The 13,428-nt window shown below is 53.9% G+C and carries 13 protein-coding genes; 3 read left to right on the forward strand and 10 right to left on the reverse strand.

Going from position 1 to position 13,428, the window contains the following annotated elements; all coding sequences use genetic code 11:
• Nucleotides 1-360: 360 nt before the first annotated feature.
• The 4 genes from hemG to pepQ are packed head-to-tail and all read right to left on the reverse strand — an operon-like array spanning nt 361 to nt 4,353.
• Complete coding sequence (gene hemG, locus AOY24_RS16365; protein ID WP_042998838.1) at nt 361-906, reverse strand: menaquinone-dependent protoporphyrinogen IX dehydrogenase; 546 nt, start codon at nt 904-906, stop codon at nt 361-363.
• A gap of 11 nt (nt 907-917) precedes the next feature.
• Nucleotides 918-2,369, reverse strand: a complete 1,452-nt coding sequence (gene trkH, locus AOY24_RS16370; protein ID WP_042998837.1) for a Trk system potassium transporter TrkH — start codon at nt 2,367-2,369, stop codon at nt 918-920.
• 38 nt (nt 2,370-2,407) lie between these two features.
• Entirely contained in the window at nt 2,408-3,022 is a 615-nt protein-coding gene (locus AOY24_RS16375; protein ID WP_054176988.1) for an IMPACT family protein, read from the reverse strand.
• On the reverse strand, nt 3,022-4,353 hold the full coding sequence (pepQ, locus tag AOY24_RS16380) for a Xaa-Pro dipeptidase (protein ID WP_054176989.1): 1,332 nt from the start codon (nt 4,351-4,353) through the stop codon (nt 3,022-3,024). The genes AOY24_RS16375 and pepQ overlap by 1 nt, the downstream gene beginning before the upstream one ends.
• Before the next feature lie 190 nt (nt 4,354-4,543).
• Between pepQ and fadB the strand changes: the two genes are divergently transcribed.
• Entirely contained in the window at nt 4,544-6,733 is a 2,190-nt protein-coding gene (fadB, locus tag AOY24_RS16385; RefSeq protein ID WP_054176990.1) for a fatty acid oxidation complex subunit alpha FadB, read from the forward strand.
• Between the two features lie 9 nt (nt 6,734-6,742).
• On the forward strand, nt 6,743-7,906 hold the full coding sequence (gene fadA, locus AOY24_RS16390; RefSeq protein ID WP_046402115.1) for an acetyl-CoA C-acyltransferase FadA: 1,164 nt from the start codon (nt 6,743-6,745) through the stop codon (nt 7,904-7,906).
• A gap of 170 nt (nt 7,907-8,076) precedes the next feature.
• On the opposite strand, the gene fre is transcribed toward fadA, so the two are convergent.
• Together fre and ubiD are read right to left on the reverse strand one after the other, a co-directional pair.
• Nucleotides 8,077-8,778: an NAD(P)H-flavin reductase gene (gene fre, locus AOY24_RS16395; RefSeq protein WP_044258316.1), complete on the reverse strand. Its 702-nt coding sequence runs from the start codon at nt 8,776-8,778 to the stop codon at nt 8,077-8,079.
• Between the two features lie 38 nt (nt 8,779-8,816).
• Entirely contained in the window at nt 8,817-10,310 is a 1,494-nt protein-coding gene (gene ubiD, locus AOY24_RS16400; RefSeq protein ID WP_044327658.1) for a 4-hydroxy-3-polyprenylbenzoate decarboxylase, read from the reverse strand.
• 168 nt (nt 10,311-10,478) lie between these two features.
• Between ubiD and rfaH the strand changes: the two genes are divergently transcribed.
• A complete protein-coding gene (gene rfaH / locus AOY24_RS16405; RefSeq protein ID WP_042998831.1) occupies nt 10,479-10,967 on the forward strand; it encodes a transcription/translation regulatory transformer protein RfaH in 489 nt (162 codons plus the stop codon).
• 7 nt (nt 10,968-10,974) lie between these two features.
• On the opposite strand, the gene tatD is transcribed toward rfaH, so the two are convergent.
• From tatD to tatA, 4 genes are read right to left on the reverse strand one after another with little or no spacing between them, the layout of a single operon-like run.
• Nucleotides 10,975-11,757, reverse strand: coding sequence for a 3'-5' ssDNA/RNA exonuclease TatD (gene tatD, locus AOY24_RS16410; RefSeq protein WP_054176991.1), 783 nt, complete (start codon nt 11,755-11,757; stop codon nt 10,975-10,977).
• 41 nt (nt 11,758-11,798) lie between these two features.
• Nucleotides 11,799-12,590, reverse strand: coding sequence for a Sec-independent protein translocase subunit TatC (gene tatC / locus AOY24_RS16415; protein WP_042998829.1), 792 nt, complete (start codon nt 12,588-12,590; stop codon nt 11,799-11,801).
• 2 nt (nt 12,591-12,592) lie between these two features.
• Nucleotides 12,593-13,123 carry a Sec-independent protein translocase protein TatB gene (gene tatB / locus AOY24_RS16420; RefSeq protein ID WP_042998828.1) on the reverse strand — a complete coding sequence of 177 codons (531 nt, stop codon included), beginning with the start codon at nt 13,121-13,123 and terminating at the stop codon, nt 12,593-12,595.
• Nucleotides 13,124-13,126: 3 nt separating this feature from the next.
• The gene (gene tatA / locus AOY24_RS16425) at nt 13,127-13,396 is read right to left on the reverse strand and encodes a Sec-independent protein translocase subunit TatA (RefSeq protein ID WP_042998827.1); all 270 of its coding nucleotides are present in this window, start codon (nt 13,394-13,396) and stop codon (nt 13,127-13,129) included.
• Nucleotides 13,397-13,428: the final 32 nt, after the last annotated feature.

Genomic DNA, 13,428 nt, shown 5'->3' on the forward strand with positions numbered 1-13,428 from the left:
ATGAATTACGTGTTCACTCTTTGAGACTTGGTATTCATTTTTCGTCTTGCGACGTTAAGAATCCATGTCACTCTGAGTGCCCACACAGATTGTCTGATAAATTGTTAAAGAGCAGTGCCGCTTCGCTTTTTCTCAGCGGCGCGGGGTGTGCATAATACGCTTTCCCGCTTCAGAGTCAAGCATTTATTTCGCTTTTCTCTGTCGGTGTTCATCACTGGTTTTCACCGGAGAACCCTGCTGACCCGGCGGCTTGCGTGCCGTTGTTCCGTGTCAGTGGAGGCGCATTATAGGGAGTTATTTCGGGCTGACAAGGGGAAATTTAAAATAATTTTCCGAGTGCGCATTTTTTATTCTTTGCGTTTATTTAACCACCGAATCGGGGGTTAACTGGGCGATTTCGCGGGCAAAACTCGCCACTTGCTCCCAGTCGGTATAGATAACTTCTTTGCGCGTATCCGTTTCGCCGCCCGACATTTTCATAATGAGTTGAATCATCATGCGATCATACCAGCGATAGCGTGGGTACAGCAGCGCCCCGGCGATAACCGCAGAACGGTCTGGCCGCCACTGTGAGTTCATTAAAAACTTGCGCGCGTAGCTGTTGGTCTGCGGCGTCCGCTTTTCCGGTTTACGCGCCACCAGGTTGACGGAGTAAAACGCGCTTGGCATGTGATTCAGTCGCGTCGCATGTTTCTTCACAAACTCGAGAAATGCAGAATGATAGTGTCCATAACGAATGGATGCGCCAATGACCACACGGTCATAGCGTTCCCAGTCAGGCTCTTCGGTACGATGCAGGTTGACGACATCCGTACAAACGCCAAGCTCTTTGAGTTCTGACGCCAGATAAGCGGCGATTTCCCGGGTCTGTCCATCGCGAGATGAGAAAAGAATCAGTGTTTTCACGTGTTACTCCATTATTCACGCCAGAAGGTCGGGGTAAAAAGTACCAGCAAAGTGAAGACTTCCAGACGACCGAACAGCATATTGGCAATCAGGATCCATTTTGCCACTGGATTCATACTGGCAAAGTTGTCCGCCACGACGCCCAGCCCGGGTCCAAGGTTGTTCAACGTCGCCACCACGGAAGCAAAGGCCGAGAAATCGTCCACACCAGTCGCGATAATCGCCAGCATACTGACAATAAAAACCAGCGCATACGCCGAGAAAAATCCCCAGACCGCTTCAAGAATACGCTCCGGCAGCGCGCGATTCCCCAGTTTGATGCTATAGACCGCATTGGGATGCACCAGGCGCTTTAGCTCGCGGTTCCCCTGTTTGAACAGCAAGAGGATACGGATAACCTTCAGTCCCCCGCCCGTTGACCCTGCACAGCCGCCGATAAACGCAGAACATAGCAGCAATACCGGCAGGAAAAGCGGCCAGCGCGCAATACTGTCGGTGGTAAATCCGGCCGTAGTCGCCATCGACACCACCTGGAAAAAGGCCTGATTGAGCGTCGTCAGTGCGGAGTTATAGATGTTATGGAACCAGAGCACTAATGTGCAGATGACCACCAGCGTCAGTTGGACGCCAATGAACATGCGAAATTCGGGGTCACGCCAGTAAACCTTCAGGCTGCGGCCACTCAGTAACGAGAAGTGCAGACCGTAGTTACAGCCGGAGATTAATAAGAAGATAGCGATGATAGTGTTAATCGTTGGGCTGTCAAAATAACCCACGCTGGCATCATGGGTAGAAAACCCGCCGATCGCGATAGTAGCGAAACTGTGTCCGATGGCGTCAAACGCTGGCATGCCGGCAAACCACAGCGCCAGCGCGCAGGCGACCGTCAGCAGGACGTAGATCAGCCACAGCGTTTTTGCCGTTTCGGCAATACGCGGGCGCATCTTGTTATCTTTCAGCGGCCCTGGCATTTCAGCGCGATAGAGTTGCATCCCACCGACGCCGAGTATCGGCAAGATCGCGACGGCCAGCACAATGATTCCCATCCCACCGAACCATTGCAGCATCTGGCGATAAAAGAGGATCGCATGCGGCAGCGAATCCAGCCCCACCAGCGTGGTAGCGCCGGTCGTGGTCAGTCCGGAGAATGATTCGAAAAACGCATCGGTAATCGTGAGGTTCGGGCTTTCAGAAAAAATGAAGGGTAACGCACCCACGCTACCCAGCACGGTCCAGAACAGTACCACGATCAGAAACCCTTCACGGGATTTCAGTTCGCCTTTCTCACGACGGTTCGGCCACCACAACATGGAGCCAATCACCAGTGCGACAAAAAAGGTTTGCGTAAATGCGCGTCCCGCCCCATCACGATAGATAAGCGCTACCAGCCCCGGGAGGATCATCGTGCCCGAAAATAAGATAACCAGTAGTCCTACAATTCGGGTAATGGCGCGAAAATGCATCTCTGCCGCTTCCTTAGTTCTTCAAAATGAGGTGGGGATTATTCTTCAATCGCTAACAATTGCAATGAACCACGACTAAAATCCGCCAGCTTTGCTGAAAATTCATCCACTTTCGCATAAGGAAGCGCCACCCGTAACCGAACGAATGCCTGGTAATCACTGGTGACGATTTTGCCGCCATATTGACCCAGAAGTGCTTCAACGCCAGCCAACTGCGCGTACTCACACTGCAAAGTATATTCGGTTAATGGCGTCTTGCGCTGTGTCGTTAACTGACGCAATGCCTGGTTTACGCCACCGCCGTAGGCTTTAACCAGTCCGCCGGTGCCGAGTAAGATCCCGCCGTAATAGCGCACCACAACGGCGGTAATTTCCCCAACGCCGCTGCCCATCAACTGCGCGAGCATCGGCCTGCCTGCCGTTCCCGCCGGTTCACCATCATCTGAAAAGCCCAATTGCTGCGAATCATCCGGCGCTCCCGCCACCCACGCCACGCAATGGTGACGGGCGTCCGGGTGCTCCGCTCTGACTGATTCCACAAACGCTTTTGCCGCCTCTACGCCATCGGTATGCGCCAACAACGTAATGAAGCGGCTTTTTTTGATCTCTTCGACAACGGTGACCGGCGCCGCAGGGATTAACCAACTGTCCATTACGCCAGTTTCAGATCCCGCGTCATGTTTTCAACGTTGTTCTCGTGGATCACCACGTTATCTTCAATACGAATACCACCAAACGGTTTCAGCGCTTCAATTTTCTGCCAGTTGAAGTGTTTGCTGAACTGCCCTTCACGCCACGGCGCGAGCAGCGATTCGATGAAGTAAAAGCCCGGTTCAATGGTCAACACCATGCCCGGCTGGAGCACACGGGTGCAGCGCAGATACGGATATTTGGACGGCGCGGCGAGATGCGTACCGGTGTCATCCTGCATAAAGCCCGCAACATCATGCACCTGCAGGCCCAGCGGATGGCCGATCCCGTGCGGCATAAACGGTCCGGTGAGATCGTTTTCGACCATCGCCTCTTCGCTCATGTCGGTGACGAGCTGATGCTTACGCAGCAGTTTTGCAATACGCTGATGGAACTGAACATGATAATCCACATAGCTGACACCCGTTTTCATGGTGGCAATCAGCGCCAGCTGTTCGTCATTCACATCTTTCACTAACTGCGCATACTCATTGTCGCTTTTCGCCGACCAGGTACGGGTCAGGTCTGCGGCATAACCGTTGTACTCCGCACCGGCATCCAGCAAGAAGCTGCGGATTTCAGACGGTGCCTGATGATCCAGCTTCGTATAATGCAAAACCGACGCATGCTCGTTCAGCGCCACGATATTGCTGTACGGCACATCGGTGTCGCGGTGACCGGTCGCAGTCAGATAGGCCAGGTTGATATCGAACTCGCTCATCCCCGAACGGAAGGCTTCTTCCGCCGCACGGTGTCCATTCACCGCCATTTTCTGCGCTTCGCGCATGCAGGCCAGTTCGTAGTCCGTTTTGTAGGCGCGGTAATAGTGCAGATAGTCGATCACCCCTTTCGGGTTGATATTGCTGGCGGCGATCTCCAGTTGCAACGCACGCTCTGGAACCGGGCCGATATAACCAATATTGCCGCGCGCGGCAGGCAGTTGACTGCCAATGCCATCCGCCTTCGGCAGGGCAATCACCTCAACTTCTTCAGTCCAGAAGGAGGTCGGCAGCGGTTCAACGTTGTGCCAGTAATCGACCGGCAAGTAAAACCACAGTTTGGGTTTGTTCACCCCATCAACCAGCAACCAGCAGTTGGGAACCTGAGTCACCGGCACCCAGGCTTTAAACTGCGGATTAACCTTAAACGGGTAAGGATGATCGTCGAGAAAAACGTTAACCAGCTCGCCGGAGTGAATAAGCAGCGCATCAAGCTTAAAGCGTTCCAACGCATCACGCGTCCGTTCTTGTAAGGTAACGATATGATTTTTATAGAGTGCGGCCAGTGATTCCATTTTCTATCCTTCTGTTTTTTTCGACCTCAAGTCTCCGCATCTTAGCACATCGATTCACGAGAGCGTGATTTCTACCAGGTGTGATCGGATCGGCATTTTTTTAATCAGTCATTTGCATTTTATTAACATAAAATACACACTTCGCTTCATCTGGTATGACCAGATCACCTTGCGGATTCAGGAGACTGACATGCTTTACAAAGGCGACAACCTGTACCTCGACTGGCTGGAAGATGGCATCGCCGAACTGGTGTTCGATGCCCCAGGCTCAGTGAACAAACTCGACACGGCAACCGTCGCCAGCCTCGGCCAGGCGCTGGACGTACTGGAAAAACAAACAGAGTTAAAAGGACTGCTGCTGCGTTCGAATAAAGCAGCCTTTATCGTCGGTGCCGATATCACCGAATTCCTTTCGCTGTTTCTCGTTCCCGAAGAACAGCTCAGCCAGTGGTTGCATTTCGCCAACAGCGTCTTTAACCGTCTGGAAGATCTGCCGGTCCCCACGCTCTCTGCGGTTAACGGCTATGCGTTAGGTGGCGGCTGCGAATGCGTACTGGCGACCGATTACCGCCTGGCGACGCCGGATCTGCGTATCGGTCTGCCAGAAACAAAGCTGGGCATCATGCCAGGCTTTGGCGGTTCCGTACGTATGCCGCGCATGTTAGGCGCGGACAGCGCACTGGAGATCATTGCTGCCGGTAAAGACGTTGGTGCTGAACAGGCGCTGAAAATCGGTCTGGTCGATGGCGTCGTGAAAGCGGAAAAACTGATTGAAGGCGCAAAAGCAGTTTTACGTCAGGCCATCAGCGGCGATCTGGACTGGAAAGCGAAGCGTCAGCCGAAGCTGGAACCGCTGAAGCTCAGCAAAATTGAAGCTGCCATGAGCTTCACCATTGCCAAAGGCATGGTCGCGCAAACGGCAGGCAAACATTACCCGGCCCCGATGACTGCAGTGAAAACCATTGAAGCCGCCGCGCGTTTTGGCCGTGAAGAAGCGCTTAATCTGGAAAACAAAAGTTTTGTTCCGCTGGCGCACACCAATGAAGCCCGCGCGTTGGTCGGTATCTTCCTTAACGACCAATATGTGAAAGGCAAAGCGAAGAAGCTGACCAAAGACGTTGAGACGCCAAAACAGGCTGCTGTGCTGGGCGCAGGCATTATGGGCGGCGGTATCGCGTATCAGTCGGCGTGGAAAGGCGTGCCGGTTATCATGAAAGATATCAATGACAAATCCCTGACCCTCGGAATGACCGAAGCGGCTAAGCTGCTGAACAAACAGCTTGAGCGCGGCAAAATTGACGGTCTGAAGATGGCGGGCGTGATTTCGACCATTCACCCTACGCTGGACTATGCCGGTTTTGATCGCGTGGACATCGTGGTCGAAGCCGTGGTTGAAAACCCGAAAGTCAAAAAAGCGGTGCTGTCCGAAACGGAAGACAAGGTTCGCCCGGATACCGTGCTGGCCTCTAACACCTCCACCATTCCCATCAGTGAACTGGCAAGCGTGCTGAAACGCCCGGAAAATTTCTGCGGGATGCATTTCTTTAACCCGGTTCACCGGATGCCGCTGGTTGAGATCATTCGTGGCGAGAAAAGCGCCGATGAAACCATCGCGAAAGTAGTCGCCTGGGCAAGCAAAATGGGCAAAACACCGATTGTGGTGAACGACTGCCCCGGCTTCTTTGTAAACCGCGTACTGTTCCCTTACTTCGCGGGATTCAGCCAGTTGCTGCGCGACGGAGCGGACTTCCGCAAAGTCGACAAGGTCATGGAAAAACAGTTCGGCTGGCCGATGGGCCCGGCATACCTGCTTGATGTTGTCGGCATTGATACAGCGCATCACGCGCAGGCCGTGATGTCCGCAGGCTTCCCGCAGCGGATGCAAAAAGATTATCGCGACGCGATCGATGCGCTGTTTGACGCCAGTCGTTTTGGTCAGAAAAACGGTCTGGGCTTCTGGCGCTATAAAGAAGACAACAAAGGTAAGCCGAAGAAAGAAGAGGATGCCACCGTTGATGACCTGCTGGCTGACGTCAGTAACGCGAAGCGTGATTTCAGCGAAGACGAAATTATCACCCGTATGATGATCCCGATGGTCAACGAAGTGGTGCGCTGTCTCGAAGAAGGCATTATCGCCAGTCCGGCAGAGGCCGATATGGCACTGGTTTACGGTCTGGGCTTCCCTCCGTTCCACGGCGGCGCGTTCCGCTGGCTGGATACGCTCGGCAGCGCGAAGTATCTCGATATGGCGCAACAGTATCAGCACCTCGGTCCGTTATACGACGTTCCGGAAGGTCTGCGTAATAAAGCGCGTCATAACGAACCGTATTATCCCCCGGTTGAGCCTGCCCGTCCGGTCGGCGACCTGAAAACGGCTTAAGGAGTCACAATGGAACAGGTTGTAATTGTTGATGCGATCCGTACCCCGATGGGCCGTTCGAAAGGGGGCGCGTTTCGCAACGTGCGTGCGGAAGATCTCTCCGCACATTTGATGCGTAGTCTGCTGGCGCGTAATCCGGCGCTTGAAGCGGCGGCGCTTGATGACATCTACTGGGGTTGCGTGCAGCAGACGCTGGAGCAGGGCTTTAACATCGCCCGTAACGCGGCGCTGCTGGCGGAAGTTCCACACTCCGTTCCGGCGGTGACCGTCAACCGTCTGTGCGGCTCTTCCATGCAGGCATTGCATGACGCCGCACGAATGATCATGACCGGTGATGCGCAGGCCTGTCTGGTGGGTGGCGTGGAGCATATGGGCCATGTGCCGATGAGCCACGGCGTCGATTTTCACCCAGGTCTGAGCCGTAACGTCGCCAAAGCGGCGGGCATGATGGGACTAACGGCGGAGATGCTCTCACGCATGCACGGCATCAGCCGTGAAATGCAGGATGCCTTTGCCGCACGTTCACACGCCCGCGCCTGGGCCGCCACGCAGTCCGGCGCGTTTAAGAATGAAATTATCCCAACCGGTGGGCATGACGCCGATGGCGTGCTGAAGCAGTTTAACTACGACGAAGTGATCCGTCCGGAAACCACGGTTGAAGCGTTATCTACCCTGCGTCCGGCGTTTGACCCGGTCAGCGGCACGGTCACCGCAGGAACCTCTTCTGCACTCTCCGATGGTGCCGCCGCCATGCTGGTGATGAGCGCGAGTCGTGCACGCGAGTTAGGTCTGAAACCACGCGCCCGCGTGCGCTCAATGGCGGTGGTCGGTTGTGATCCTTCCATCATGGGATACGGTCCGGTTCCGGCGTCGAAACTGGCGCTGAAAAAAGCGGGGCTTTCGGCCAGTGATATCGGTTTGTTTGAGATGAACGAAGCGTTTGCTGCGCAGATCCTGCCGTGTATTAAAGATCTGGGGTTAATGGAGCAGATTGACGAGAAGATCAACCTTAACGGCGGCGCGATCGCGCTCGGTCACCCGTTGGGTTGTTCTGGCGCGCGTATCAGCACCACGTTGTTGAACCTGATGGAACGCAAAGATGTCCAGTTCGGCCTGGCGACGATGTGTATTGGGTTGGGTCAGGGTATCGCGACCGTGTTTGAGCGGGTGTAAAGATATTCACTCATTGTCGGCCGGGTAAGCGAAGCGCCCCCCGGCTCGATTGCCGGATGGCGATGCTAAAGCATCTCATCCGGCCTACAACGAAAACGTCACGGTATAACCATTTAGTTGCCGTTCTTCCCGCCTGTCAGGGGCGGGTTTTTTCTTCTTCGTTTCTCTTCTTAGATAAATGAGAACGCATCGCCAAACAGGCGATCTTCACGTGCGCTGCGCTCATTACAGAACAGGTCACGCGCGATTTTCGCCATCTCAAAACGCCCGGCAATGTAGATGTCATGATCGGCCAGCGTTCCGTGATCCTGCATCACCGCCGTTAAGACCGTCCCTGTACGCCCACGCCAGCCGGCTTCCGGTTGTTCCACCACGGCTTCAACGCGCAGATTGGGATGGTTGACAGAGAGCGCTTCAAGTTCAGAGAGATCGTAGAGATGCTTCTCTTCACGTCCCCCCCAGTAAATCGTGACCTCACGATTGGGATTATGCGCCAGCGCCGTCAACAGAATGGAACGGGCGTAGGAAAAACCCGTACCACCAGCAATCAGGATCAGCGGACGCTCTTCATCGTCACGCAGCCATGCGTCGCCGTGCGGAATATCTATCGTTATCTCATGATCTTTCAGGATGCGATCCATCACTGCTTTGGCATAGAGATTAATTTCTGACGCGCCAATGTGGAGCTCAATAAAACCCTGCTCATCCGGCGTAGAGGCCATCGAGAACGGACGTTTATCCCGCTCATCCATCACGACCATCAAATATTGACCGGCACGAAAGGAAAATGCCGCGTCGGGTACTAAACGAACACGGTATACGGTATCAGTGATAGCTTCTACCGAGGTCACTTTACAGCTTAAGGTTGTCATGCGCTCCCTCTATGGGTCTGTAGGGCAAAACGAGCGCCTCAGGCGCCTTTACCGTCATTAAAGATGGCCAGTTCATCCCAAATCGCATCAATGCGGGCGGTCACGTCGGGGTCTTTTTTAATTGGACGTCCCCACTCGCGTTGGGTTTCACCTGGCCATTTGTTCGTGGCATCCAGCCCCATTTTTGAACCCAGACCGGAGACCGGCGAGGCAAAATCCAGATAATCAATTGGCGTATTTTCTACCAGCACCGTGTCCCTGGCCGGGTCCATACGGGTGGTAATCGCCCAAATCACATCGTTCCAGTCGCGTGCATTGACGTCATCATCACAGACGATAACAAATTTGGTGTACATAAACTGGCGTAAAAATGACCAGACACCCATCATGACGCGTTTCGCATGCCCCGCGTACTGTTTTTTAATCGTGACGACGGCAAGGCGATAAGAGCACCCTTCCGGCGGCAGGTAAAAATCGACGATTTCCGGGAACTGTTTTTGCAGAATCGGCACAAACACTTCATTTAGCGCAACGCCAAGTACGGCAGGCTCATCCGGCGGACGACCGGTGTAGGTCGAATGGTAAATCGCATCTTCACGCTGGGTAATATGCGTGACGGTAAAGACCGGGAAGCTATCCACTTCATTGTAATACCCCGTATGGTCGCCATACGGGCCTTCCGGCGCCATTTCACCCGGATCGATATACCCTTCCAACACAATTTCCGCACTGGCAGGCACTTCAAGATCGTTAGACAGGCATTTAACCACTTCGGTTTTCGTACCGCGCAGCAGACCGGCAAAGGCGTACTCTGAGAGTGTGTCTGGTACCGGCGTCACCGCGCCAAGAATGGTGGCAGGATCGGCGCCTAAGGCGACAGACACCGGGAAACGTTCACCCGGATGCGCCGCACACCACTCCTGATAATCAAGCGCGCCGCCACGATGGGACAGCCAGCGCATGATCAATTTATTTTTGCCAATCAACTGCTGGCGATAAATCCCCAGATTCTGCCGCTCTTTATGCGGGCCACGCGTGACGGTCAGCCCCCAGGTGATGAGCGGCGCGGCATCTTCTGGCCAGCAGGTCATAATGGGAATTCGGTTTAAATCGACGTCATCGCCAGAGATGATTTTTTGCTGACAAGGCGCACCGCGCAGTCGCTTCGTCGGCATATTCAGCACCTGTTTGAACTGCGGCAGTTTATCAAACAGATCGCGGAAGCCCTTCGGCGGCTCCGGTTCTTTCAAAAAGGCCAGTAATTTACCCACTTCCCGCAGCGCAGAGACATCATCCTGCCCCATGCCCATCGCGACACGCTTTGGCGTACCAAACAGGTTACACAACACCGGCATTGAATAGCCTTTGGGGTTTTCAAACAGCAGCGCAGGGCCACCGGCACGTAACGTGCGGTCGGCAATTTCTGTGATTTCCAGATATGGATCCACTTCAAGCGTAATGCGTTTGAGTTCACCCTGTTGTTCAAGCAGCGTCAGGAAGTCGCGTAAATCGTGATATTTCATGGCGTCCATTGTGGCCTCTTCGTAAGCGCCTCATTATACGGCGTTCATCATCGTGATGCTGTATTTTTGTTAAATTAGCGTGAACTCTGGCAGCCCACCGCCGCCACCGGGATTATAATTAACTTCACGCCTTACATTTGCTATGCTTGCGCCCCGAATAAGCGGATAAGAGCCATTATGCAATCCTGGTATTTACTGTACTGCAAACGCGGGCAACTTCAGCGTGCTCAGGAACACCTCGAAAGACAGGCAGTGAGCTGCCTGACACCGATGATCACCCTGGAAAAAATGGTGCGTGGAAAACGTACTGCAGTCAGCGAACCCCTGTTCCCTAACTATCTGTTCGTGGAATTTGACCCGGAAGTGATTCATACCACGACGATCAATGCCACGCGCGGCGTCAGCCATTTTGTCCGCTTTGGCGCATCACCGGCAATTGTCCCTGCTACGGTGATTCACCAGCTCTCCGTCTATAAGCCAGAAGGCATTGTCGACCCTGAAACGCCTTACCCCGGCGATCGAGTGGTCATCACGGAAGGGGCTTTTGAAGGCCTGCAGGCGATCTTCACTGAACCGGACGGTGAAGCGCGTTCCATGCTGCTGCTCAACCTGTTGAATAAAGAGGTGAAGCAGAGCGTGAAAAACACCGGTTTCCGTAAGCTTTAACGGCGACTTAAAACGACATTCCAAACAGTGTCCTGACGTTCGCATCCGTTGTGGCGGAAAGCCACTGCGGATCGTCTCCGCGCCAGTGGGCGATACGCTCAAGAATATGTGGCAGATATGCCGGTTCGTTACGTCGCGATGCGGGTTTCGGCGAGAGATCGCGCGGCAACAGATACGGCGCATCGGTTTCAATCAGCAACTGTTCGGCCGGAATAAACGGTAGCAATTCGCGCAGTTCCAGCCCACGACGCTCATCACAGACCCAGCCTGTAATGCCGATATGTAATCCTCTGTCGATACAGTCCTGCATTTCTTCACGCGTGCCGGTAAAGCAGTGCAGCACCGCACCCGGGAGTTTGTCCAGCCACGGATCCAACAGCGTCAGAAATCGTGCATGCGCATCACGACAATGCATAAAAACCGGCATCTGTAACTCAGCAGCGATACGCAACTGCGCATCAAACGCCCGCTCTTGTTCCTGCGGAGTGGAAAAATTACGATTGAAATCAAGGCCACATTCGCCAATCGCCATGACCTCAGGCATTGAAGCCAGCGCCACAATCGCCTCCTCTGTGGCAGGCTGCCACTGGCTACTGTCGTGCGGGTGAACACCGGCCGTCGACCAACAGTGAGGATAAATGTGCGCCAGTCGTTGCGCCTGTTGGCTTTCATGCAGGTTTGTTCCGGTGAGAAGCAGGCCCTTCACGCCAGCGGCCCTCGCGCGAGCCACAACCTCATCACGGTCTTTTAAAAACTGCGAGCTGGTTAAATTAACGCCGATATCAAACATGCTTCGCTCCATATGACAACCGCCCTGGCGGGCGGTTGAATTTACTCTTCTGTCTTCTCGGCTTTCTCAGCTTCGGCTTCTGATTCCGCCTCGTTATCTTCATCCCGTGTCTGTCGCTTACCGACATAGAAACGTGAGAAGAAAACGCCGACCTCAAACAGGAAGTACATCGGAATCGCCAGTAACGTCTGCGAAAAAACATCCGGCGGCGTCAGCAACATCCCTACCACAAACGCGCCAACTAACACATAAGGCCGTTTTTTACGCAAATCTTCCGGTGTCGTCACCCCCATCCAGCAAAGCAGCACGATGGCAACGGGCACCTCAAACGAGACCCCGAACGCCATAAACAGCGCCATGACAAAGCTCAGATAGCTGGCAATATCCGTCGAGACCTGCACACCTTCCGGCGCGGTATTGGCAAGGAAGCCAAACGCCAGCGGGAACACGACAAAGTAGGCAAACGCCATGCCGATATAGAACAGTAACGAGCTGGAGATCAGTAACGGTACCACCATGCGGCGTTCATGCTTATACAGCGCTGGCGCGATAAACGCCCAGACCTGATAAAGGATCACCGGTGCTGACAGGATCAGCGACACCATGAAGGTTAATTTGATCGGGGTGAAGAACGGTGATGCGACATCCGTCGCGATCATGGTTGCGCCCTGCGGCAACTGTTTGATAAGCGGCGAGGAAACCAGGTGATAGATGTCATTGGCAAAATAGACCAATGCCAGAAAAATCACGATAACCGCAATAATGCAGTTAAGCAGACGTTTACGCAGCTCAATCAGGTGCGTGATAAGCGGTTGAGTATCTTCTACAGCCATGTTTACGGTTTATCACTCGACGTAGGGGAGGAGCCAGCAACAGGGGCAGCGGTTTTCGGTTCAGCGTCCTTCACGTTGACGGCAGGAGACGTCTCCCCGACAATCTCAGGAGCCTGTTCCGGTGCGCTGGCCTGGACTTCAGCAGTAGCGGGCGTGACCCCTTCATGCTGTTCTTCGTTCCCTTTCACCACCGGGTTATGGATGGTGTGCGCTTCGTCGCTCGCTTTTTCGGGCTCGTTCGCGCTATAGGAACGTTTCATTGACTCCGCCGCCTGGCGCAGTTCATCCATTGAGGCTTTCAGCTCGGGAGTCAGATTTTCCAGGCTCGCTTTCTCAACCTTTTTCAGGCTGTCCTGAAACTCCTGGAGCTTAAGCTCCTGGGTCAGTTCATTCTGAACGGTGGTCGCAAGGGATCGCAATGCGCGTACCCAGCCAGCTATCGTTTTGACGGCTACCGGCAATCGCTGCGGCCCCAGTACGACGAGGCCGATAATAAACACCAGTAACAGTTCGCTAAAGCCGATATCAAACACGAATTACACCTGCTCTTTATCGTGGCTTTTCGCGTCTTCTTTTTTCGCCGTTTCTTTAGCAGCGTCTGCCGGTTTGTCAGTAATAGACTTCGCGGTAAAGTCAGCGTCCTGACTGGCTTTATCCTGTTTAGCATCATCATCACTCATGGCTTTTTTGAAGCCTTTGATGGATGCGCCAAGATCGGAACCGATGGAGCCGAGCTTCTTGGTGCCAAACAACAGTACAACTATGACGGCAATGATCACCAACTGCCAAATACTGATACCACCCATACATGTTCCTCTGTGATAGATGATGAATTAAT

It is taken from the genome of Citrobacter sp. CtB7.12 (assembly GCF_001297795.1).
GTDB lineage: Bacteria > Pseudomonadota > Gammaproteobacteria > Enterobacterales > Enterobacteriaceae > Citrobacter_A > Citrobacter_A amalonaticus.

Bases quoted from the DNA above. Each gene is read 5' to 3' on its own strand.
- trkH (WP_042998837.1), bottom strand. From the start codon at position 2,369: ATGCATTTTCGCGCCATTACCCGAATTGTAGGACTACTGGTTATCTTA.
- rfaH (WP_042998831.1), top strand. From the start codon at position 10,479: ATGCAATCCTGGTATTTACTGTACTGCAAACGCGGGCAACTTCAGCGT.
- fre (WP_044258316.1), bottom strand. From the start codon at position 8,778: ATGACAACCTTAAGCTGTAAAGTGACCTCGGTAGAAGCTATCACTGAT.
- fadA (WP_046402115.1), top strand. From the start codon at position 6,743: ATGGAACAGGTTGTAATTGTTGATGCGATCCGTACCCCGATGGGCCGT.
- AOY24_RS16375 (WP_054176988.1), bottom strand. From the start codon at position 3,022: ATGGACAGTTGGTTAATCCCTGCGGCGCCGGTCACCGTTGTCGAAGAG.
- ubiD (WP_044327658.1), bottom strand. From the start codon at position 10,310: ATGGACGCCATGAAATATCACGATTTACGCGACTTCCTGACGCTGCTT.
- tatC (WP_042998829.1), bottom strand. From the start codon at position 12,590: ATGGCTGTAGAAGATACTCAACCGCTTATCACGCACCTGATTGAGCTG.
- fadB (WP_054176990.1), top strand. From the start codon at position 4,544: ATGCTTTACAAAGGCGACAACCTGTACCTCGACTGGCTGGAAGATGGC.
- tatA (WP_042998827.1), bottom strand. From the start codon at position 13,396: ATGGGTGGTATCAGTATTTGGCAGTTGGTGATCATTGCCGTCATAGTT.
- pepQ (WP_054176989.1), bottom strand. From the start codon at position 4,353: ATGGAATCACTGGCCGCACTCTATAAAAATCATATCGTTACCTTACAA.
- tatD (WP_054176991.1), bottom strand. From the start codon at position 11,757: ATGTTTGATATCGGCGTTAATTTAACCAGCTCGCAGTTTTTAAAAGAC.